Origin of the sequence: Paracidovorax konjaci (assembly GCF_900112675.1) — a bacterium.
Taxonomy (GTDB): Bacteria; Pseudomonadota; Gammaproteobacteria; order Burkholderiales; family Burkholderiaceae_C; genus Paracidovorax; species Paracidovorax konjaci.
In genome coordinates this window covers 425,954-446,024 of record NZ_FOMQ01000004.1, presented here as the reverse complement: position 1 = coordinate 446,024, position 20,071 = coordinate 425,954, and the positions used below count along the sequence as shown (strand labels likewise).

19 protein-coding genes are annotated in these 20,071 nt (G+C 70.2%); 10 read left to right on the top strand and 9 right to left on the bottom strand.

Annotation, left to right across the window (positions count from 1 at the left end):
- On the bottom strand, positions 1-282 hold a 282-nt coding region (locus BM144_RS08530), incomplete at its 3' end, for a transposase (protein WP_139225676.1).
- Positions 283-362: 80 nt separating this feature from the next.
- Between BM144_RS08530 and BM144_RS08525 the strand changes: the two genes are divergently transcribed.
- From BM144_RS08525 to BM144_RS08515, 3 genes are all read left to right on the top strand, one after another.
- Positions 363-1,055 carry a CoA transferase gene (locus BM144_RS08525; protein ID WP_092951076.1) on the top strand — a complete coding sequence of 231 codons (693 nt, stop codon included), beginning with the start codon at positions 363-365 and terminating at the stop codon, positions 1,053-1,055.
- A gap of 179 nt (positions 1,056-1,234) precedes the next feature.
- A complete protein-coding gene (locus BM144_RS08520; RefSeq protein WP_092951074.1) occupies positions 1,235-1,648 on the top strand; it encodes a hypothetical protein in 414 nt (137 codons plus the stop codon).
- Between the two features lie 105 nt (positions 1,649-1,753).
- Positions 1,754-3,412: a GGDEF domain-containing protein gene (locus BM144_RS08515; RefSeq protein WP_092951072.1), complete on the top strand. Its 1,659-nt coding sequence runs from the start codon at positions 1,754-1,756 to the stop codon at positions 3,410-3,412.
- 135 nt (positions 3,413-3,547) lie between these two features.
- Here the strand turns inward: BM144_RS08515 and BM144_RS08510 are convergent, their stop codons facing one another.
- The 3 genes from BM144_RS08510 to azu form a co-directional block, all read right to left on the bottom strand.
- Positions 3,548-5,971, bottom strand: coding sequence for a YgiQ family radical SAM protein (locus BM144_RS08510; protein WP_092951070.1), 2,424 nt, complete (start codon positions 5,969-5,971; stop codon positions 3,548-3,550).
- Between the two features lie 178 nt (positions 5,972-6,149).
- Positions 6,150-6,350 (bottom strand): hypothetical protein, encoded by a 201-nt coding sequence (locus BM144_RS08505; RefSeq protein WP_092951068.1) that lies wholly within the window; start codon positions 6,348-6,350, stop codon positions 6,150-6,152.
- 139 nt (positions 6,351-6,489) lie between these two features.
- The gene (gene azu / locus BM144_RS08500) at positions 6,490-6,945 is read right to left on the bottom strand and encodes an azurin (protein WP_092951163.1); all 456 of its coding nucleotides are present in this window, start codon (positions 6,943-6,945) and stop codon (positions 6,490-6,492) included.
- Between the two features lie 203 nt (positions 6,946-7,148).
- Here azu and BM144_RS08495 point away from each other — a divergent pair, with 203 nt between their 5' ends.
- The 3 genes from BM144_RS08495 (at position 7,149) to BM144_RS08485 (ending at position 9,630) form a co-directional block, all read left to right on the top strand.
- A complete protein-coding gene (locus BM144_RS08495; RefSeq protein WP_092951066.1) occupies positions 7,149-7,736 on the top strand; it encodes an IMPACT family protein in 588 nt (195 codons plus the stop codon).
- A 139-nt stretch (positions 7,737-7,875) separates the two neighbouring features.
- The gene (locus BM144_RS08490) at positions 7,876-9,288 is read left to right on the top strand and encodes a dihydrolipoyl dehydrogenase (protein ID WP_092951064.1); all 1,413 of its coding nucleotides are present in this window, start codon (positions 7,876-7,878) and stop codon (positions 9,286-9,288) included.
- Positions 9,289-9,426: 138 nt separating this feature from the next.
- A complete protein-coding gene (locus tag BM144_RS08485) occupies positions 9,427-9,630 on the top strand; it encodes a YjfB family protein (RefSeq protein WP_092951062.1) in 204 nt (67 codons plus the stop codon).
- 76 nt (positions 9,631-9,706) lie between these two features.
- On the opposite strand, the gene BM144_RS08480 is transcribed toward BM144_RS08485, so the two are convergent.
- From BM144_RS08480 to dsdA, 4 genes are all read right to left on the bottom strand, one after another.
- Positions 9,707-10,849, bottom strand: a complete 1,143-nt coding sequence (locus BM144_RS08480; protein ID WP_092951061.1) for an NAD(P)/FAD-dependent oxidoreductase — start codon at positions 10,847-10,849, stop codon at positions 9,707-9,709.
- Positions 10,850-10,872: 23 nt separating this feature from the next.
- Positions 10,873-12,450, bottom strand: coding sequence for an amidase (locus tag BM144_RS08475; protein ID WP_092951161.1), 1,578 nt, complete (start codon positions 12,448-12,450; stop codon positions 10,873-10,875).
- A 124-nt stretch (positions 12,451-12,574) separates the two neighbouring features.
- Positions 12,575-13,558, bottom strand: a complete 984-nt coding sequence (locus tag BM144_RS08470; protein ID WP_092951059.1) for a Bug family tripartite tricarboxylate transporter substrate binding protein — start codon at positions 13,556-13,558, stop codon at positions 12,575-12,577.
- A 102-nt stretch (positions 13,559-13,660) separates the two neighbouring features.
- Positions 13,661-15,022 carry a D-serine ammonia-lyase gene (dsdA, locus tag BM144_RS08465; RefSeq protein ID WP_092951057.1) on the bottom strand — a complete coding sequence of 454 codons (1,362 nt, stop codon included), beginning with the start codon at positions 15,020-15,022 and terminating at the stop codon, positions 13,661-13,663.
- A 93-nt stretch (positions 15,023-15,115) separates the two neighbouring features.
- Here dsdA and BM144_RS08460 point away from each other — a divergent pair, with 93 nt between their 5' ends.
- From BM144_RS08460 to BM144_RS08445, 4 genes are read left to right on the top strand one after another with little or no spacing between them, the layout of a single operon-like run.
- On the top strand, positions 15,116-16,090 hold the full coding sequence (locus tag BM144_RS08460; RefSeq protein ID WP_092951055.1) for a LysR family transcriptional regulator: 975 nt from the start codon (positions 15,116-15,118) through the stop codon (positions 16,088-16,090).
- A gap of 40 nt (positions 16,091-16,130) precedes the next feature.
- Positions 16,131-16,442 carry a helix-turn-helix transcriptional regulator gene (locus BM144_RS08455; protein ID WP_092951053.1) on the top strand — a complete coding sequence of 104 codons (312 nt, stop codon included), beginning with the start codon at positions 16,131-16,133 and terminating at the stop codon, positions 16,440-16,442.
- Positions 16,443-16,481: 39 nt separating this feature from the next.
- Positions 16,482-17,828, top strand: coding sequence for a type II toxin-antitoxin system HipA family toxin (locus BM144_RS08450; protein ID WP_092951051.1), 1,347 nt, complete (start codon positions 16,482-16,484; stop codon positions 17,826-17,828).
- Positions 17,829-17,882: 54 nt separating this feature from the next.
- Positions 17,883-18,458, top strand: coding sequence for a prolyl hydroxylase family protein (locus tag BM144_RS08445; protein WP_175525979.1), 576 nt, complete (start codon positions 17,883-17,885; stop codon positions 18,456-18,458).
- Positions 18,459-18,563: 105 nt separating this feature from the next.
- On the opposite strand, the gene BM144_RS08440 is transcribed toward BM144_RS08445, so the two are convergent.
- Positions 18,564-19,970 carry a PQQ-dependent sugar dehydrogenase gene (locus tag BM144_RS08440; protein WP_092951049.1) on the bottom strand — a complete coding sequence of 469 codons (1,407 nt, stop codon included), beginning with the start codon at positions 19,968-19,970 and terminating at the stop codon, positions 18,564-18,566.
- Between the last annotated feature and the right edge of the window lie 101 nt (positions 19,971-20,071).

Genomic DNA, 20,071 nt, shown 5'->3' with positions numbered 1-20,071 from the left:
GCGCAACTCATCGAGCAACAGCAGATGCAGGCGATGCCACACTCCCACGGCCTGCCAGTCACGTAGACGCCGCCAGCAAGTCATGCCGCTGCCAAAGCCCAGTTCCTGGGGCAACTCTTCCCAAGGGATGCCGGTGCGCAAAACGAACAGGATGCCGTTGAGGGCCATCTCGTCGCTCACCCGCGGGCGACCGCCCTTGGCCGAGGCGGCGACTACCGGCAACAGCGGCGCAACCTTCTTGAACAGTGCTGCGCTTATCTCTTTTTTCTTGTTTCGACTCATGCATCACCAAACGCTCTTCGCTCGATTTGCGATGACATGGTTTTGTTAGCCGCTTTTATTGCCCGGAGGCCTATTCCGACTTGCACGAGGGCATCCGGGTCCTTCGCGCAGATCTCAAGACGGATGCGGGACGGCAATTGCTTCAGCAGGAGTTGGCCGCCACGGACGTGCTCATCACGTCCTTCCGTCCATCCGCGCTCCGCAGGCTGGGCATGGACTGGGATGTGCTCCACACGACATATCCGGCGCTGTCACTGGTCCGGATCGTAGGGATGCGGGGCGACAAGGCCGAAGACCCCGGCCATGACCTCACCTACCAGGCTGCAGCCGGGCTGATCCCATCAGGAACCGATGTACCCCCCTCGCTGTACGCGGACATGGCCGGCGCCCTTCTGGCCAGCGAAGCCGTGCTGCGCTCCCTGCTGGCGCGGCAGGCAAGCGGCCGGGGCGTGCTGGAGGAAGTAGCCCTGGCGGACGCGGCGCACTGGCTGGCCGCGCCACGGGGCTGGGGCATCGCGCTGCCGTCGGGCGACGTCGGAGGAGCGCACGCGGGCTACCGTGTCTATCGGTGCGCGGATGGCCGGGTTGCGGTGGCAGCGCTGGAGCCGCATTTTCTCGCCCGGCTGTCCGCTGCAGCGGGTTGGCAAAGCTCCCCGGACCCCAGGAAACCCGCCACGCATGACGCCATCGCGGCATACCTCAGTACACGCACACGGGCCGAACTGCAGTGCCTGGCCGACGAGAAAGACCTGCCCCTGCATCCGCTCGACTGAGCCTGGGTGGGGCCTTGGCCCATCCATCGGCTGAATCAGCCGACATGCAGAGGCCGATCGCCGCCGTCCGACAGTGCAGCGCTGGGTTGCCCTACCCTCCCGCCCAAGGCGCCATAGCCCAATGGACCAGGAAGCGCAGCACGGCCGCGCTGCGCACGAACCTCACCAAAGGCAAGTCCATGAAGCCCTTCGCACTCGATCCCGACATGACGTCGTCCACCGGCACGTTCTATCCCACCGGCTACGTGTTTGCCCTGTTCCCGGGCGAGCAGCCGAGCCGCGATGCGGCCCAGGCTCTCTCGGACCAGGGTTTCGCCGACATTGCCCATGCCGCACCGGACGCGATCCACCAGCATGTGGTCCGCACGCTGGGCAATGCGGACACGCCCTTGCCGAGCGTGGGCGCCGAGGGCGTGATCGTGCGGCGCATCGCTGACCTGGCGGCGCAGGGCCACCATGCCCTGTTGATCCGTCCGCGCGATGACGATGGCCCCGAATCGCTGCAGGCGGCGCTGCAACCTCTCGGGGCAGGGGCTGCCTTTTTCTATCGGCGTCTTATCATCGAAGATCTGATTCCCCAGCCCGCTGCGTGATCTCGACATGCCCCGGACTGGTCCCGCGGGCAGTCTTCCTTTGAGGCGGCAGGCGCTGCCGCGAAGGCTGGCGGCCCGCTGCAGCCCTTACCAAGACCTGCACCCATGACCTTGGACGCCGCCTCAGCATCCCCCCTGCGGAGCCGTATCTGGCCATTCGTGGCGATCGTGATGCTGCAGGTGCTGCTGGCGTCCGGCAGCATCTACGTGCTGTCGGCGGTGCGCGCCTTCGTCGCGGGTGAAAGCCAATGGTCGAAGGCCCAGAAAGACGCGATCCACCGACTGGACCACTACATCGTCTCCGGAGATCGCCAAAGCTATGACCGTTTCCGAGAAGCCCTGCAGATCCCGCAGGCCGACCAGGAAGCGCGCGAGTTGCTGGAGACGCCCGATCCCGACATGGACAAGGTGTTCGATGCCGTGGTGCGCGGCGGCAACCACCCGGAAGATGCGGGAGCACTCATCTGGATGCTGCGCAACTTGCAGCACCATGCCCTGCTGAGAGAGCCGCTGAACCACTGGAGAGTGGGCGACCGGTACCTGCACGATCTGGCAGTGCTGGCCGAGGAGGTCCGCGATCGGCACGAGAACGGCGACGCGCCGGACGCGCCGTCGGTGCAGCGCTGGCAGCGCGCGCTGCAGGACATCGATGCAGGCGCCAGTCCGGCCGCCTCGGACTTCAGCGAAGCGATGGGACGAAGTTCGCGGCGCATCGTGGCATGGCTGCTGTGGTTGAACGGCACGGCGGCGTTCGTGCTGGTGGCCCTGGCCCTGTGGCAACTGAGGCGCGCCAGGCTGCACCGGCGCCGCTCCGCGGATGCACTCGCCCAGGAGCGCGCCCGGGGCGATGCGACCCTGGCGGCCGTGGCCGATCCGCTGCTCAGGGTGGACGCGCAGGGGCGGATCGAAGCCGCCAACCCGGCGGCACAGCGGCTGCTCGGCCGCTCGGCTCCCGCCCTGCAGGGGCAGGCGGTGGAAGAATTGCTGGCCTTCGCCCCCGAGCCAGGCGTGCTGGACGCGGAGCCGGTCACCCGGCAATGGCTTGCCCGATTGCTGCATGGGGCCCCCTTCCCGGGCGCGGACCGCATCCACCACCTGTACCCGCCGGCAGGGCCACCGCTGCCCGTGCGCCTCGGCGGGGGCCCGCTGTTGCGTGACGGCGTCTCCACTGGCGCCGTGCTGACCCTGCACGACAGCCGGCGCGAGGCGCAGACCTCGGAGCGCCTGGATTGGCACGCCACGCACGATGCGCTCACGGGCCTGCTCCACCGCCAGGCGTTCATTGCAGAGATGGCGTCCGTATTGGAGCAGCACCGTGCGGCCAACGCGGCTGGCGGTTTGCTGCATCTGCACCTGGACGCATTGAAGGCCATCAATGAAGCCCATGGGCACATGGCGGGCGACGAATTGCTGGCCAGCGCAGCCCGCGTATTGCAGGCCGACCGGAACACGCAGGCCCTGCCCGCGCGGCTGGGCGGTGCGGAGTTCGCTGTGCTGCTGCCCGGATCCCGCGCCGCAGTGCAGGAAACCGCCGAGCGGCTGGGCAACGCCCTTCGGAACATGGAGGTGCCCTGGCACACCGACCGGCTCCGCACGACGGCGAGCATCGGCATGGCTTACCTGACGGCCGATGTGGTGACGGTCGAAGAGGCGCTCCAGGCAGCGCGCCAGGCGTGCGGCGCGGTCAGGCGCCAGGGAGGCGACGGAGTGGGGCCGTGGGCCCCCGCCGGCAAACCGCACTCGCCAGGGCCGAGCCCGGTCTGAAATCCAACGGCCACCGCGCGCCGCAGAGGCCCGGGCGCTTCAGGCCATATGAAAGGTCGGCCGTTGCGACGGCCGTCTGACAGGCCACCATGCTCTTCACGCGGTACGGAACATACGGCGAGGAGCCACCGCCGTTCAGCGGCCTTTGCGCAACCCGCCACCGGGCCGGGGAGTCCCCCCCGCCTTCGGCGCTCCTGCGGCGGGCTTGGGGCCACTGCGCACGCCCGCCCGGGGCGGGAGGCCCGTGTGCTGGGTCAGCAGCTTTCCGGGCGCAGGGCCCTTGCCGGGGCCGGCCCCGGTACTGTTCTTGCGGCGGGCGCTCTGGTAGCTGCCGTCGGTCATCGGCTGGAAGGTAGGGATCAGGTGCTGCTTGCCATTGCCGATGAGGTCGGCGCGGCCCATGCTTTTCAGCGCTTCGCGCAGCAACGGCCAGTTGTTCGGGTCGTGGTAGCGCAGGAACGCCTTGTGCAGGCGCCGCCGCTTCTCGCCGCGAACGATGTCCACCGACTCGCTGTCGCGTCCGATCTTGCGCAGCGGGTTCTTGCCCGAGTGGTACATCGCCGTGGCGGTGGCCATGGGGCTCGGATAGAAGGTCTGCACCTGATCGGCACGGAAGCCGTTCTTCTTGAGCCAGATGGCGAGGTTCATCATGTCCTCGTCGCTGGTCCCAGGGTGGGCTGCGATGAAGTACGGGATGAGGTATTGCTTCTTGCCGGCCTCGGCACTGAACTGCTCGAACAACTGCTTGAAGCGGTCGTAGCTGCCGATGCCCGGCTTCATCATCTTGGTCAGCGGGCCCTGCTCGGTGTGCTCCGGAGCGATCTTGAGGTACCCGCCCACATGGTGCTGCACCAGCTCCTTCACGTACTCGGGCGACTGCACGGCCAGGTCGTAGCGCAGCCCCGAGCCGATCAGGATCTTCTTGATGCCCTTGAGCGCCCGCGCGCGCCGGTAGATCTTGACGAGCGGGCCATGGTCGGTGGTCAGATTCTGGCAGATGCCCGGGAAAACGCAGCTGGGCTTGCGGCAGGCCGCCTCGATCTCGGGGCTGCGGCAGCCCAGGCGGTACATGTTGGCGGTCGGGCCGCCCAGGTCGGAGATGGTGCCCGTGAAACCCTTGACCCGGTCGCGGATCTCCTCGACCTCCTGGATGATGGAGTCCTCCGAGCGGCTCTGGATGATGCGGCCCTCGTGCTCGGTGATCGAGCAGAAGGTGCAGCCGCCGAAACAGCCGCGCATGATGTTCACGCTGAAGCGGATCATTTCCCAGGCGGGGATCTTGGTCGCGCCGTCGTGGCTGCCGTTCTCGTCGGCATACGAGGGATGCGGGCTGCGCGCGTAGTGCAGGCCGAACACCCAGTCCATCTCGGCCATGGTGAGAGGCACCGGAGGCGGGTTGATCCAGACGTCTCGCGCCGTGACGCCTTCGCCGTGGGTCTGCACCAGCGCACGGGCGTTGCCGGGATTGGTTTCGAGGTGCAGCACGCGATTGGCATGGGCATAGAGCACCGGATCGCTCTTGGCCTGCTCGTAGCTGGGCAGGCGGATCACGCTGCGCTCGCGCGGCGGTACCTTGATGCGTGCCCGGAGCGCCGGATTGGGCACGAAGCGCAAAGGCTGGATCACGGCGCCACCGGGCTGCGACTGCGGGTCTTTTGTGCCGCATGCCGCCGGATCCATTACATTGTTTGCTACATTATTTATAGCATCCTGCGGCGCATCGTCCTTGCTGCACGACGCCCCCTGCGACGCCGCCTGCTCGCTGGTGGTCATGTAGGGGTTCACATGGGCTTCCACGCGGCCCGGCTCGTCCACCGTGGTGGAATCGATCTCGAACCAGCCCTTGCCGGTCTCGTCGTCGGCACGGCGCACGAAGGCCGTGCCGCGCACATCGGTGATGCGCTCGATGGGCTCGCGCGCAGCGAGGCGGTGCGCGACCTCGACCAGCGCGCGTTCGGCATTGCCGTAGAGCAGCAGGTCGCACTTGGCGTCGACGACGATGGAGCGCCGGACCTTGTCGCTCCAGTAGTCGTAGTGGGCGATGCGGCGCAGGCTGCCCTCGATGCCTCCCAGGACGATGGGCACGTCCTTGTAGGCCTCGCGGCAGCGCTGGCTGTAGACGATGGAAGCCCGGTCGGGCCGCTTGCCGCCCACGTCGCCGGGGGTGTAGGCGTCGTCGCTGCGGATCTTCCGGTCGGCGGTGTACCGGTTGATCATGGAATCCATGTTCCCAGCCGTCACGCCCCAGAAGAGGTTCGGGCGGCCCAGCGCCTTGAAGGGCTCGCTGCTTTGCCAGTCGGGCTGCGCGATGATCCCCACGCGGAAACCCTGGGCCTCCAGCACGCGCCCGATGACGGCCATGCCGAAGCTCGGGTGGTCGACGTACGCGTCGCCCGTCACGAGGATGACGTCGCAGCTGTCCCAGCCGAGGCGTTCCATTTCGGCGCGGCTCATCGGCAGGAACGGCGCGGTGCCGAAGCGCTTCGCCCAGTAGGGGCGGTAGCTCGTCAGCGGCTTGGCGGCGCGCGCGAAAAAGGAAACGTCGACGGGGGCGTTCATGGACTGCAGGCGTGGGGAGGGCCGCCGATTTTAGGCGCTTGGCCGTCGCCCGCCTGCAGGCAGGGACTCTCTGCCTGGCCTAAGCCGTGAAATGCGTTGTTGCTATGCACCGCGCGCGCACCAGGGCAGCGCCGGAAATGGAAGGGATGCGAAGGAGTACTCAGCGAAGACCCGTGCTCTACCACTCCCCGGAAGCCCGCACCCGCTGGTCCAGATCATGGGCCGGCGTCTCGTAGGCGGAGCGCAGTTCCTGCTCCGCCATGGTGCCGCCCTGCCCGGCCGGCACGGCGGCACGCCCCGCGGAGGCGCCTGCCTCCACGGGCAGGAGCGGCGCCGAGAACAAGGCGCTGAAGGTCTGGGTCAGGGCGTTGGCGAACATGGCGTCTCTTGGGGCATCGGCGAGCAGGGCATCGATCCTTCGAGCGTAGCGGCCGCCCATGACGCTTCCGTGTAGGAACACGCCGTTTCCAGCCCGGCCGGGCCCATGTGTCGCCATTGCCACACCCGGCCGGACGCGGTCACTTCACCAGCGTCAGCGTGCCCTTCATCAGCGCTGCGTGGCCCGGGAACGAGCAAAAGTACGCATAGGTCTCTCCGGCCTTGAGGGCGCTGGTGGAGAAGGTCACGGCGTCGGATTCGCCGCCGCCCAGCAGCTTGGTGTGGGCCAGCACGCGCTTGTCGCCTGCGGCCACGTAGTCCTTGGCGGCACCGGCGGCGATGCCGTCGGTCACCACCGGTTGCTGGTCTGCCGCCTTGGAGAGCACCCAGTTGTGGCCCATGGCCGTCTTGGGCAACTTGCCCACGTGCTTCAGCTTGACGGTGAACTGCTTGCAGCTCTGGGGCACGGAGATCGCAGCCTTGTTGAACTGCATCGCGTCATTGCCTTCGATCTCCACGGCGCAGTCGGCCGCCCAGGCGGATGCGCCCGATCCGAGCGCCAGTGCGAGGGCCAGGGCTTTCCAATGTCTTGCCATTTCAGTTTTCTCCTTGATGAATGCAGGCGCTCCCGCGCCGATGGAACGCCATCGGTCGAAGCCCGGGAAGCGGCGATGGCCCATCGTAGGAAAACGGGGCGGATCGCCCGTTGACATGCATCAAGCGCGCGCCGATTGCGCGCTGGCGCCATCGATGCCGCACGCCGCCAAGCGACTGCCGCGCGCCTACACTTTCGCACCCCATGCCGCAGACACTCCACGCCCCGACGCACAGCGAAATCGTCATCAAGAAGAGCCGGTTCATCGGCTGCGTGCAGCCCATGGCGGACAGGGCCGCCGCCCAGGCGGTGGTGGAAGCGCTGCGCCGCGAGCATCCGGGTGCCGCCCATGTCTGCTGGGCCCTGCTGGCCGGCGGCCAGTCGGCCGCGGTGGACGATGGCGAGCCTGGCGGCACCGCCGGCCGGCCGATGCTGGAGGTGCTGCGCCACCAGGACCTCGAAGGCGTGCTCGCGACGGTGGTGCGTTACTTCGGCGGGGTCAAGCTCGGTGCCGGCGGGCTGGTGCGCGCCTACACCGACACCGTGGCACAGGCCCTCCTCCATGCGGACAAGGTGCCCCTCGAACGCATGGCGGTGCTGCGCTGCCAGGTGCCCTATGCGTTCGAAGGTCTGGTGCGCCGCGAGGTGGAAGCGGCGGGCGCTGCGCTGCAGCAGGTGGAGCACGGATCGCTGGTCACGCTGCAGGTGCAGTTGCCCGAATCCCGGGCCGCGGCATTCCGCCAGCGCATCGACGATGCGGCGCAAGGCCGCGCAGGGTGGCTGCGCGCCTGAGGGATTGGAAGCATCAGCGAAAGCGGCAGAAGGCTTTCGCCCCAAAGCGCCCGGGCAAGACTGCCTTTCCACCTACACGCCGCCGTGATCGCGCACCGCGACACTGTCCAGCCAAGTTACATGCTGGAGAGCTTTCCCCATGAGTGCTGCGCTGGACGCGATCATCATCGGAGCCGGATCCGCGGGCCTGGCCGCGCTGCGGGAGGTGCGCAAGCGCACCGACCGGGTCCGCATCGTCAACGACGGTCCGTGGGGCACCACCTGTGCCCGCGTGGGCTGCATGCCGTCCAAGATGCTCATCGAAGCGGCCGAAGCCTTCCACCGCCGCCAGGCCTTTGATACCTTCGGCATCCGCGGTCAGGCGGGGCTCAGCGTGGACCTTCCGGCCGTGCTGGAACGTGTGCGGGCCCTGCGGGACGACTTCGTGGCGGGGGCTCGCAAGGCATCCGACATCGGCACGCTGGGCATCGCGGGCCGCGCCCGCATCCTGGGGCCGCACCGCGTGGAGGTGGACGGGCAGGTGCACGAAGCCGGCAGCATCGTGATCGCCACGGGCTCGCGGCCCACGGTGCCGGAGGACTGGCTCGCGTTCGGCGACCGGATGCTCACCACCGACACACTGTTCGAGCAACCCACCCTGGGCCCGCGCCTCGCGGTGATCGGCCTGGGCCCGCTGGGCGTGGAAATGGCCCAGGCGCTCGCGCGGCTGGGCGTGGAAGTCTCGGCCTTCGCCACCGGCAAGGAACTCGCGGGCCTGTCCGACCCCGCAGTGAACGATGCGCTGCACGGCCTGCTGAAGGACGAATTCCTGCTGCACATCGGCGGCGACGTGCGCCTGCGGGAAGTGCCGGGCGGCATCGAGGTGACGAACGGCAGCGCGACGGTGGTGGTGGACCAGGTGCTGGCCGCCATGGGCCGCCGCCCGAACGTCGAGCACCTCGGCCTGGAGACCCTGGGCCTTGAACTCGATGAACACGGCATGCCCCCGGTGGACCGCCGCAGCACGCAGGTCGGCGACCTACGGGTGTTCATGGCGGGGGATGTCGACGGCCACCGCACGCTGCTGCACGAGGCCGCGGACGACGGGCACATCGCCGGGCTCAATGCGCTGGCGCCCGACGTGCGGGGGTTCCGCCGCCGCACGTTGCTGTCGATCGTCTTCACGCACCCCAACGCGGCCGTGGTCGGGCGGCGCTACAAGGACCTCAAGCGGGGCGAATCGGTGACGGGCACCGTCGATTTCACGCAGCAGGGCCGCGCCCGCGTGGCCCTGCGCAACCACGGGCGGCTGAGCGTCTATGCCCAGCGGGACACCGGCCGCCTGCTCGGCGCGGAGATGTGCGCACCCGGCGGCGAACACATGGCGCACCTGCTGGCCCTGGCCGTGGACCGCGAGCTGACCGTGCAGGATCTGCTGCGCATGCCCTTCTACCACCCCGTGCTGGAGGAAGGGCTCCGCACCGCCCTGCGCGAGGCCGCGGGCCAGTTGCCGAAAGGGAGCGATTCCGATCTGTCCGCCTGCGGGGCCTACGGCTCCAGTGCGCTGGACTGACACCGGCTGCCGGGCGGCGGGAGGGCCGGGCCGGACGGCGGGGCGCTGAAATAACGTTCAAGTTGGCGCGGGCCCGGCCGATACAGCAAAGGTCTTTCGCCATCGGCCTCCGCCTGGAGGCCCCACCAGGAGCCCCCCATGGATGTCAGCCTTGCCCAGTCCGTCGTCAACACCGCTACGGCCCTGGCCAGCCAGAAAACGTCGGACGCCGTGAACATCACTGTGCTCAAGAAGGCCCTCGACATCCAGAAGTCGTCCGCCGCACAGTTGCTCGAAGCGCTGCCGCAGCCGCAACTCGCCACCTCCGGCAGCCTGGGCACCCAGGTCAACACCTTCGCCTGACGGCGAACACCCCTTTGCGGCCAGTGCCGCAGGCGCGGCGCCTGCCGTGCCCGCCCATGGCGACGCAGCGCCGCCGTCAGCGCAGGCGGGCAGGCGACAGCGCCGCCGCCTCCACGCCCTGCCGCGCCAGGGCGGCGTCCATCGGCTCGCGCAGCAGCAGGCCCCGCGCCAGCAGTGCGGCCCCGGCGGCACTCTGGATGCCGTAGCCCCCCTGCCCCGCCAGCCAGAAGAATCCCTCGGCGTGGTTGTCCCACCCGATCACCATGTCGCCATCGGCCACGAAGGAGCGCAGCCCTGCCCAGGTGTGCGAGGGCCGGCGGATCTCGAAGGTGGTCATCTGCTCGATGTTCCAGATGCCCGTGGCCACGTCGAGTTCTTCCGGCACGACATCGTGCGGGTGCGTGGGGTCGGCATTGGCCGGCGAACCGAGCAACTGGCCCGCGTCGGGCTTGAAATAGAAGCTCTCGTCGATGCCGATCACCGCCGGCCAGCGGGCCGCGTCCATGCCCGCGGGCACCGGGAAGGTGAACGCCGTGCGCCTGCGCGGCTCCAGCCCGCTGGCCGGCACGCCCGCCATCGCGGCCACGGTATCGGCCCAGGCCCCCGCCGCATTGACGACGGTGCGCGCGGAGATCGACTCTCCCGAGGCCAGGCGCACGCGCCAGCCATCGCCCTCCCGTTCGATGGCGCCCACCTCGGCATGGGGGCGCAGCTGGCCGCCGCGCTGGCGCATGCCGCGCAGATAGCCCTGGTGCAGGGCGTGCACATCGATGTCGGACGCGCCGGGCTCGCTCATGCCGGCCGCAATCGCCTCCGGCCGCAGGCACGGCAACCATTCCAGCAGCCGCTCGCGGGACACCCGCTCCACGTTCGGCGACCGCGCCACAGCCTCCGCATAGGCGGTCTCCAGCAGGTCGAGCTGGTCCGGCCCGGCCACATAGACCACGCCGCGCGGCGACAGCAGCGGCCCGTCGTCGGCGAACCCGGCGGGCGGCTGGTCGTAGAACGCCCGGCTGGCCCGCGTGAGCGCCTGGATCTGCGGCGTGCCGTAGGTTTCCATGAACAGCGCGGCGGAACGGCCGGTGGTGTGGTAGCCGGGTTGCGACTCGCGCTCCAGCACGAGCACGCTGGGGCGCGAGGGCGTGTGCGCCAGCTCCCAGGCCACGGAGGCCCCGGCGATGCCGGCGCCGATGACGAGGAAATCCACGGATTCGGTCATGCGGTGGTCCTTGCTTCGGTGCGTTACACGGCCGAGGCCTGCGCATGCCCGGTGCCCGGCGCGCCGCCAGCCCGTGGCACGCCCTTGGCGTCACGCGGGTCGGGCGCCACGGTCACGAGGGAATCGAGCGCGGGCTCCACGCGGGCCAGCCGGTCCAGGGCCGGCCGGGGGCGCTGCAGGCCGGCGATGCCCGTGAAGGCCTGCTCCATCGCGCGGCCGATGGCCAATGTGCCCAGGTCGTCGCGGAAGCGCCCCACCACCTGCAGGCCGAAGGGCATCTCGCGGCCATCGCGGCCGCACGGCAGGCTGAGCGCCGGGTGGGTGGTGAGCGTGGTCACGTAGGTCAGCGCGAGCCAGCGGTAATAGTTGGCCTGCGGCTCGCCGTTGATATGGCTGGCATACAGCTCGGTCCACGGGAACGGCGACACCGGGGTGGTCGGCGCGAGGATCACGTCGAACGACTCGAAGGCCTCCTGGAAGCGCGCCAGGATGCGCGTCTGCTCGGCCTGCGCCCAGGCGCTGTCGATCAGCGTCATGGCCGCGCCCATTTCATAGTTGGCCCGGGTGTTGGGCCCCAGGCTGGAAGGATCGCGCTCATACGCCTCGCGGGTGCCGGCCACGAAGGCTTCGGCACGCAGCACGTCGAAGCAGCGATGCACGTCGCCCAGGCCGAACGCGACCGGATCGCAGCTGCGGAACAGATGCCGCATGGCCGCGATCTTGGCCCGGAAGGTGGCGCGAATGCCCTCGTCCACCGCGCAGGCGCCGAAATCCTCGGTGTAGCCCACCCGCAGCCCGGCCAGATCCACCTCGGGCAGCGACAGGAAAACGCCCGGGTCCAGCGGATAGCTGAGGGGATCGCCCGCCGACATGCCGGCCGTGGCGGCCAGTTGCAGGCAGGCCTCTTCCACCGTGCGGCCCATGGGGCCCACGACGGAGATGGGCGTCCAGCCCAGCAGCTTGCGCGAGCTGGGCACCACGCCCGGCGAGGGCCGGAAACCCACCACACCGCATTTGGCGGCGGGGATGCGCAGGGAGCCTCCGGTATCGGAGCCCGTGCAGACGGGCAGCATGTCGCAGGCCAGCGCCGCGGCGGAGCCGCCGGACGATCCGCCCGCATTCAGGCGCGGATCGAAGGGATTGCCCGTCGCGCCCCAGACCGTGTTGCGCGAATTCGCGCCGGCGCCCATCTCGGGGATGTTGGTCTTGCCGGTCACGATGGCGCCGGCCCGGCGCAGACGCTCGACCAGCACGTTGTCCTGCGCGGGAATGTGCTCGCGGTAGATCTGCGACCCGTAGGTGGTCAGCAGGCCGGCCGTGGCCTCCAGGTCCTTCACGCCCAGCGGCAGGCCGTGCAGCAGGCCCAGCGCGTCGCCGCGCAGCACGGCCTGCTCGGCCGCCCGGGCCTCGGCCCGCGCGCGGTCGTAGCAGGTGGCGGTGATGGCATTCACATACGGGTTGACCGCCTCGATGCGGTCGATGCAGGCCTCCAGCAGTTCCACGGGCGAGACGCTCCGGTCCGCGATGCGGCGGCGCAGTTCCGGGGCGGTCATCTCGACCAGGGACGACGATGGCGAAGGGGTCGGGGCGGCAGGGTTCATGTCGGTCACCGCGGGCGCGGTGTTGTCTCGGGTGGGGGCATTGTGGACGGACGCAAGGCGCCCGCACAGCCGCCGGCGATGCCGGCGGCCCGCGCGGGCAGGTCACGGGCGGACAGCGGCGGGCTCAATCCGCGGTGATCGCGGCGCGCTGCGCCACCGCGCGCATGAGCGGCAGTTCCTTCTCGATCAGCGCCGCGAGCGCCTTGGAGGAGCCATAGGCCGGCTCGAAGCCGTTGGCCAGGAGCTTGTCGCGCGTGTCGGGATCGGACACCACCTGGGCCAGCGTGAGTTCCAGGCGCGATTTCACCGCCGGCGGCAGCCCGGCCGGCGCCACCACGGCCAGCCACGTGTCCATCTCCACACCGGGGTAGCCGCTTTCCACCAGCGTCGGCACGTTGGGCAGCAGGGCGGACCGCTTGGCCGAGGTGACGGCGATGGCCTTGATCTTGCCGTCCTTGAGCTGCGGAATGGCCGCCGACACGGTATCGACGGTGAAGGGGATCTGTCCGCCCATCAGGTCCACCATGGCCGGCGCGCTGCCCTTGTACGGCACGTGCTGCACCTTCACGCCCGCCGCGTTGAAGAAGGCCTCGCCCGCGAACTGCGACGTGGTGCCCGAGCCGAAGGAGCCGTACGAGTATTTGTTGGGATCGGCCTTCACGAGGGCCACGAACTGCTTCGCGTCCTTCACCGGCACGTCCTTGTTGGCCAGCAGGATCAGGCCCGTGCGACCCGTGATGCCGATGGGCTCGAAGCTCTTGACCGGGTCATAGGGCAGCCGCGGACGCACGGCGGGATTGACCGTGAAGGTCGTGCCCGAACTCATGAGCAGCGTGTAGCCGTCCGGGGCGGCCTTGGCCACGTAGGTCGCGCCGATCACGGTGCCCGCACCCGCGCGGTTGTCGATCACCACGCTCTGACCGAGCTTGTCGCCCAGCTTCTTGCCGATCAGGCGGCCCAGCACATCGGTGGCGCCGCCCGGGGGAAACGGGATCACCAGCGTGATCGGCTTGCTGGGATAGACATCTTCCGCCAGTGCCGGGGTGAGCGCGGCGGCTCCCAGGCTGCAGGCGATGGCGGACAACAACATCCTCTTGGCGCGGTTCATGGCGGTCTCTCCGGGGTGGCGATGGGTCAAAGGTCAGTCAACGAACGAAAAACAAACGAAAGCGGATGCGGGCGAACGGCACGATCTCCGGCGCGGAGCGCGTCAGCCCCGGGCCAGCAGTTCCCGGCCGCGCTGCTCGAAGCGCTGGTGTTCGGCCTCCGGCACGAACAGCCCGCCCGTGGTCCACACCACGTGCGTGGCCCGCGGCAGGTGCGGCGCGAGGCCCTGGGCATGCAGCCAGCGGCGCCCGGCTTCCGAGCCGGTGAGCCATCCCGGGCCGTCGAACCCGGCGGCCGCCGAGGGCTCGATGCGCTCGCCCGTGGCGTCCAGGACCCGCACGAGGTGTTCGAACAGCGTGTCGTCGCGCACGGTGAAAACGCCCGAGAGCAGCGGCTCCATGAGCCGGGCGGCCAGCAGCGAGGCGCGCGGCACCGCGAGGCCGTCGGCCTCGGTGCGGTTGTTCAGCCCGATGTCGTAGACCGATGGATGCGCGCCTTGCGGCGCGGCCATCTGCACCAGGAAGCACGGCGACTGCACGGGCTCGGCGAAGAAGCAGTGCACGTGCGGCCCGAGCAGCAGGCGCAGCCCGAAGGCGATGCCCGCGGGCGCGCCGCCCACGCCGCAGGGCAGGTAGACGAACAGCGGATGCTCCGCATCCACCGCGATGCCCTGCGCGGCCAGTTGCCCGCGCAGGGCGAGCGCCGCGGCGCTGTAGCCCAGCAGCAGCGACAAGGAGCGTTCGTCGTCCACGAAGTGGCAATACGGATCGGACGCGGCCTGGCTGCGGCCCGCGGCCACGGCGCGCTCGTAATCCCCGCTGTGCTCGACGACCTCCACGCCGCGGCGGCGCAGGCGCTCCTTCTTCCACGCCTTGGCGTCGGCGGACATGTGCACCGCCGCGCGCAGCCCCAATGCCGAAGCGGCCACCCCGATGCTGAGGCCCAGGTTGCCGGTGGAGCCCACGGCGACCTGGTAGCGGGCGAACACGGCACGGGCCGCGGGCCCGGCCAGGCTGCGGTAGTCGGCGCCAGGGGCGACCAGCCCTTCGCGCAAGGCGAGCGCCTCGGCGAATTCCAGCACCTCGTGGATGCCGCCGCGGGCCTTGATGGAGCCCGCCACGGGCAGGCCGTGGTCGGCCTTGATCCAGAGCCGGCCTTCCTGCGCGCCCAGGCCCAGCCCGGCGGCCAGCGCGTCCGCAGGCACGAGGGGCGATTCGATCGCCCCGCCCGATGCCCGCAGTTCCGGAAACAGCTCGGCCAGCAGGCCCGCGAACCGCCCGAACCGTGCCGCAGCGGCGTGCGTATCATGCAGACTAATGCGCTGGCCTTCCGCCTCCAGCGCGTCCGGGGTTTCGCCGCGCCGGCGCGGATTGAGCCACAGGCAGGGTTCGGCCCGGCGCAGCGCGCTGTCCACTGCTTCGTCCAGAAGCAGGCGGGTCGCGGGAGGTGAAAGGGTTTCGGTCATGGCGCGGCAGAAGGGAAGGCGTGGCGTGCATTCTTGCCCCGGCCATTCGTGCCGCACAACGCATTTATATTGACGACAGCATTAGTTTCATCAATGGATTCACGCCTCTCCAACTCGGTGCTCGCTTGGCTGCGCTGTTTCGATGCAGCCGCCCGGCAGGGCAGCTTCACGCGCGCGGCGGCGGAACTGTGCATCACCCAGGGCGCGGTGAGCCAGCAGGTCAAGCACCTCGAAAATTGGCTGGGCCGGCCCCTCTTCCTGCGCACGCCGCGCACGCTGGTGCCCACGCCCGAGGGGCAGTGGCTGTCCGTGGTGCTGCGCGAGAGCTTCGAAGCCATCGAGAGCACGCTGGCGCAGATGCGGCTCACGGCCACCGCGCACGCGGCCGCCACGCTGAGCTGCTCGCCCTCCTTCGCCATGCAGTGGCTGACGCCCCGGCTGGGGGACTTCTTCCGCCAGCACCCCGACATCGGCCTGCGCGTGTTCGGTGAATTCCACCGGCTCGACCGCACCCGCATGGTGCGCGACGGCGTCGAGGCCGCGGTGCGGTTCGACCCGGGCGGCTACACCGACCTGGAAGCCACGGAATTCCTCGACGAATGGCTGACGCCCGTCGCCAGCCCGGCCTTCGTCGCGGCCCACCCGGCGCTGCAGCAGGGCGACCCGGCCTGCCTGCGCGCCGAGTGGCTGCTGCACGACGGGAGCGCCTGGGAAGGCGCCAACACCTTCGAGGAATGGCAGCACTGGTTCGCCGGGCTCGGCATTCCGGTGCTGGCCTGGCAACTGGGCCCGCAATTCAACCTCTCCCAGCTGGCGGTGAGCGCCGCCATCGCCGGCCAGGGCATCGCGATGGGCCGGGCGGCGCTCGTGTGGGAGGATGTGTCCGCAGGCCGGCTGGTGCCGCTCTTCGGCCGCAGCGTGCTGTCGCGCGCCCGCTATTCGTTCGTGACCCCGCCCCCGCCGGGCCCGGCCATGCTGCGCGTGCGCGAGTGGCTGATCGATGCCGGCCGCCGTTTCCGGGAGCTGCGCGGGGCTGTTCTGCCCGCTCCACACCCACAAAAAGATTAAATATCTACTCTTTCAATCGAAAAAGAGTATAAACACGATCATGAATCACCCATTGATCCACGGCCTGGCCGCAGCGCGCAAGGCCCGCGGCATGACCCAGGCGGAGTTGGCGGAACAAGCGGGGCTGTCGCGCATGACCGTACAGCGCACGGAAGGCGGCGACCTCGATCCGCGGTTTTCCACCCTGGCGGAGATGGCGCGCGTGCTGGGCCTGGAGCTGCTGGCCGTGCCGGCCGCGCTCAGTTCCGACCTGCAGGCCTTCATCCAGTCGGGCGGGCGCTTTCTCGCCCAGCCTGCCGGCGCCGACGCGCCGCCCTCCATCGTGGAGGGGCTGGGACGCAAGGCGCCCTGACCCCGGGCCTTCTTTCTTTTTTGCACCGGCTGATCGCCCATGCCGCAGCTCCCGCCCTCCTCCACCACCGCGATCCGCTACCTGCGGCTGTATTTGCATGCGCCGCCCCTGCCCGGCGGCGCCGCCGGTCCGAGGCGGGGCATCGGCTACCTGTCGCAGTACGGGGACATCCTGCGGATGTCGTTCGATGCCGACTACATCGCTGACCCGGACCGCCCCGTGCTGTCGCTCAGCTACCGCGGCGACGACGAGGCCGCCACGCGCCAGATCCTGCAGTCGGCGCGGGACGCCCGGCTCGTGCGCACCGATGGCCGCTGGCCGGCGTATTTCCAGAACCTGCTGCCCGAAGGGCACAACCGCGACCGCCTCGCGCGCGAGCGCGGCTGCGGGCCCGACGACGAGTTCGAACTGCTCGCCGCGGCCGGCCACGACCTCATGGGCGCGCTCGAGGTCGAGCCCACGCCGCCGCACGAGGGCGTGCCCGAGGTGGTGCGCCACTGGCACACCACGCAGGGCCTGGACGTGCTGGAGCCCGGCTTCGTCGAATACCCCGTGGAGGACGCCGCCTCCCTGCCCGGCGTGGTCACGAAATTCAGCGCGGTGCAGGATGGCCGGCGCTACACCGTGCACCGCAAGGGCCAGGCCGGCAGCGTGATCCTCAAGCTGCCCACCAGCGCCCACCCCGACCTCGTGGCGAACGAAGCCGCCTGCTACCGCCTCGCCGCCGCGCTCGGCCTGCACTGCGCCGAGGCGCGCGTCATCTCGCGGGCCGAGGCCGAACTGCCCGAGCACGTGCCCTTCGACGAGATCCTGGCCGTGCAGCGGTTCGACCACCTGCCCGGCGGCGGCCGGATCCACATGGAGGAGTTCAACCAGGTGCTGGGCTACGCCCCGCGCCAAAAGTACGGCCGCGGCATCGCGCACGACTGGGCCACCATGCTGCGCGTGCTCGACCGCCTGAGCGCCCGTCCCGTGCAGGACACCCGCGAATTCCTGGCGCGCATGGTCGCCTTCATCCTCATGGGCAACACCGACGCCCACCTGAAGAACTGGGCGCTGCTCTACCCCGACGGCCGCACGCCGCAGCTCGCGCCGCTCTACGACCCGGTCTGCGTCAGCGCCTTCTTCGATGCCGTGCCCGAACCGCAATACGCCGTGAACCGCGCCATCGACCGCACGCTGCGGGCGTTCTCGTGGGACGACCTGCGCGCCCTGCTGGCTTCCGCGGGGCTGCTGCGCATTCCCAGGCACGTGGCGCTGCTCAAGGAGACCGTGGGCGAGGCACAGGCCCTCTGGCCGGCGCTGCTGGAAGAGGCCCCCCCCGCCGTGCGCCAGTGCGTGCTGGAGCGGCTGCGGGGCGGCGTGACGCTGGCGGCCGGTGGGTGAACCGCCAGGCGTGCCGGCCAACCCCGAAAGAACCAGCCCCTCCACTGTGCTTCCATGCCCACGCGATTCGTCCTCCACACGCCCTGCGCCCTCTCCGCCCCCGGCCTGTTCTCGCCCGCCGAATGCCAGGCGCTGATCGCGCTGGCCGAGCGCGAGGGGTTCGAGCCCGCCGCCGTGCGCATGGCGTCGGGCACACGCCCTTTGCCGCAAGTGCGCAACAACGAGCGCGCGCAGTTCGCGGCGCCGGACTGGGTCGCCACGCTGTGGGAGCGCGTGCGTGCCCTGCCGCTGCCCGGGCTGGCCGGCGAGGCCGCCGTGGGTCTGCCGCGGGAGCTGCGCTTCTACCGGTACCGGCCCGGCCAGCGCTTCAGGATGCACAAGGACGGCCCCTGGACGGAAGACGGCCTCACGAGCCGGCTGACGCTGCTGGTCTACCTGAACGACGACTTCGAGGGCGGCGATACGGGGTTCCGCGATTTCCGCGTGCAGCCGCGCACGGGCTCGGCGCTGGTGTTCGTGCACGACACCTGGCACGAGGGCTCCGCGGTGGCGGCCGGCACCAAGTACGTGCTGCGGTCGGACATCCTCTGCGCACCCGGCCTGCCGACCGGCACCAGCCATTCACTATAAAAACAATAGCAAACTATTGAATGGAACCGGCGGCATGGAGCAATTTTTGCTTCAAACCTGCCTGCCGGGGTCTGCGCGCAGACGTGCGCCACCCCGCGCCGTCGCTCACGGCTTCGGAGCCGCCACGCGCCAGACGGCATTGCCCACGTCGTCGGCCACGAGCAGCCCGCCGCGCCCGTCGAGCGCCACGCCCACCGGGCGGCCCCAGGCATCGCCCTCCCCGCTCACGAAGCCCGTGAGCACATCCAGCGGCATGCCCGCGGGCTTGCCGCCCCGGAAGGGCACGAACACCACCTTGTAGCCGCTGCGCGGCTTGCGGTTCCAGGAGCCGTGCAGGCCCACGAATGCGCCTTCGGCCAACTGCGGGGTGACGGGCTGGGCGGCGGCCGGGCCGGCGCTTCCCGCGAAGGCCATGCCGAGCGGCGCCACGTGGTTGCCCAGCGCGTAGTCGGGCACGAGGGATTTCTCGACCAGGTCGGGGCGCGGCGGCTGCACGCGCGCATCCCCGTGCCGGCCCCAGTAGCTGTAGGGCCAGCCGTAGAAGCCGCCGTCCTGCACGGAGGTGAGGTAGTCGGGCACCAGATCGCTGCCGATCTCGTCGCGCTCGTTCACCACCGTCCAGAGCGCGCCCGTGATGGGCTCCCAGCCCATGCCGTTGGGGTTGCGCAGCCCGCTCGCGAAGACGCGGTGCGCGCCGGTGGCGCGGTCCACCTCCCAGATCGCCGCGCGGCCGGCCTCGGCCTCCATGCCGTTCTCGCCCACGTTGCTGTTGGAGCCCACGGTGACGTAGAGCCTGGCGCCGTCCGCGCTCGCGATGAGGTTCTTGGTCCAGTGGTGGTTGAGCGGGCGCGCCGGCAGATCGACCACCTTGGTGGGCGCGGCCGTGATGCGCGTCTGGCCCGGGCTGTACGGAAACTTCACCACCGCATCGGTGTTGGCCACATACAGCTCATTGCCCACCAGCGCCATGCCGAACGGCGAGTGGAGCCCTTCGAGGAACGCGCTGCGCGTCTCGGCCACGCCGTCCCCGTTGGCATCGCGCAGCAGCGTGATGCGGTTGGCCGAGGGCACGCCCGAGCCCGCCTTCGCCATCACCTTGCCCATCACCCAGTTGCGCACCTTCTTGATCAGCCCCTGGTCGGGCGGTGGGCCCTCGGGCGCGGGCTTGTCGCTCTCGGCCACCAGCACATCGCCGTTGGGCAGTACGACCACCCAGCGCGGATGGTCGAGCCCGCGCGCGAATGGCGTGAGCGCCAGCCCGGCCATCGGCTGCGGGGCGCCGCCCTCCGGCCAGCCCTTGGCCGGAGCGATGTGCACGGTGGGAATGAGCGCGGGGCGCGGCTCGGGCAGCGTGGGGCTGGCGCCCACGCCGGCCTCCGGTGGCAGGCGGGCCGTGTCGCCGCAGCCGGCCAGCAGCGCGGCCGCGGCCAGCGAAGCCAGCACCCCGGCGCACGGCCGGCGGCGCGGCGCCGCGGAAGGAAAAGTGGTGGGGAAGGCGGCGGTGGGGCGCATGGCGGTCCGGCAGCGCCGGTGTTGGGGAGGGATGCCCGACAGTCTCGCGAGCGCGGCACCCTTCCCCTGTCAGCGGATGCCGCGAACGCCGAACCTTCGGA

What these genes read in the sequence shown, in the direction of transcription:
- BM144_RS08495 (WP_092951066.1), top strand. Translation starts at nt 7,149, where the DNA reads ATGCCGCAGACACTCCACGCCCCGACGCACAGCGAAATCGTCATCAAG.
- BM144_RS08470 (WP_092951059.1), bottom strand. Translation starts at nt 13,558, where the DNA reads ATGAACCGCGCCAAGAGGATGTTGTTGTCCGCCATCGCCTGCAGCCTG.
- BM144_RS08515 (WP_092951072.1), top strand. Translation starts at nt 1,754, where the DNA reads ATGACCTTGGACGCCGCCTCAGCATCCCCCCTGCGGAGCCGTATCTGG.
- BM144_RS08510 (WP_092951070.1), bottom strand. Translation starts at nt 5,971, where the DNA reads ATGAACGCCCCCGTCGACGTTTCCTTTTTCGCGCGCGCCGCCAAGCCG.
- azu (WP_092951163.1), bottom strand. Translation starts at nt 6,945, where the DNA reads ATGGCAAGACATTGGAAAGCCCTGGCCCTCGCACTGGCGCTCGGATCG.
- BM144_RS08490 (WP_092951064.1), top strand. Translation starts at nt 7,876, where the DNA reads ATGAGTGCTGCGCTGGACGCGATCATCATCGGAGCCGGATCCGCGGGC.
- dsdA (WP_092951057.1), bottom strand. Translation starts at nt 15,022, where the DNA reads ATGACCGAAACCCTTTCACCTCCCGCGACCCGCCTGCTTCTGGACGAA.
- BM144_RS08505 (WP_092951068.1), bottom strand. Translation starts at nt 6,350, where the DNA reads ATGTTCGCCAACGCCCTGACCCAGACCTTCAGCGCCTTGTTCTCGGCG.
- BM144_RS08475 (WP_092951161.1), bottom strand. Translation starts at nt 12,450, where the DNA reads ATGAACCCTGCCGCCCCGACCCCTTCGCCATCGTCGTCCCTGGTCGAG.
- BM144_RS08460 (WP_092951055.1), top strand. Translation starts at nt 15,116, where the DNA reads ATGGATTCACGCCTCTCCAACTCGGTGCTCGCTTGGCTGCGCTGTTTC.
- BM144_RS08455 (WP_092951053.1), top strand. Translation starts at nt 16,131, where the DNA reads ATGAATCACCCATTGATCCACGGCCTGGCCGCAGCGCGCAAGGCCCGC.
- BM144_RS08440 (WP_092951049.1), bottom strand. Translation starts at nt 19,970, where the DNA reads ATGCGCCCCACCGCCGCCTTCCCCACCACTTTTCCTTCCGCGGCGCCG.
- BM144_RS08480 (WP_092951061.1), bottom strand. Translation starts at nt 10,849, where the DNA reads ATGACCGAATCCGTGGATTTCCTCGTCATCGGCGCCGGCATCGCCGGG.
- BM144_RS08450 (WP_092951051.1), top strand. Translation starts at nt 16,482, where the DNA reads ATGCCGCAGCTCCCGCCCTCCTCCACCACCGCGATCCGCTACCTGCGG.
- BM144_RS08445 (WP_175525979.1), top strand. Translation starts at nt 17,883, where the DNA reads ATGCCCACGCGATTCGTCCTCCACACGCCCTGCGCCCTCTCCGCCCCC.
- BM144_RS08520 (WP_092951074.1), top strand. Translation starts at nt 1,235, where the DNA reads ATGAAGCCCTTCGCACTCGATCCCGACATGACGTCGTCCACCGGCACG.
- BM144_RS08485 (WP_092951062.1), top strand. Translation starts at nt 9,427, where the DNA reads ATGGATGTCAGCCTTGCCCAGTCCGTCGTCAACACCGCTACGGCCCTG.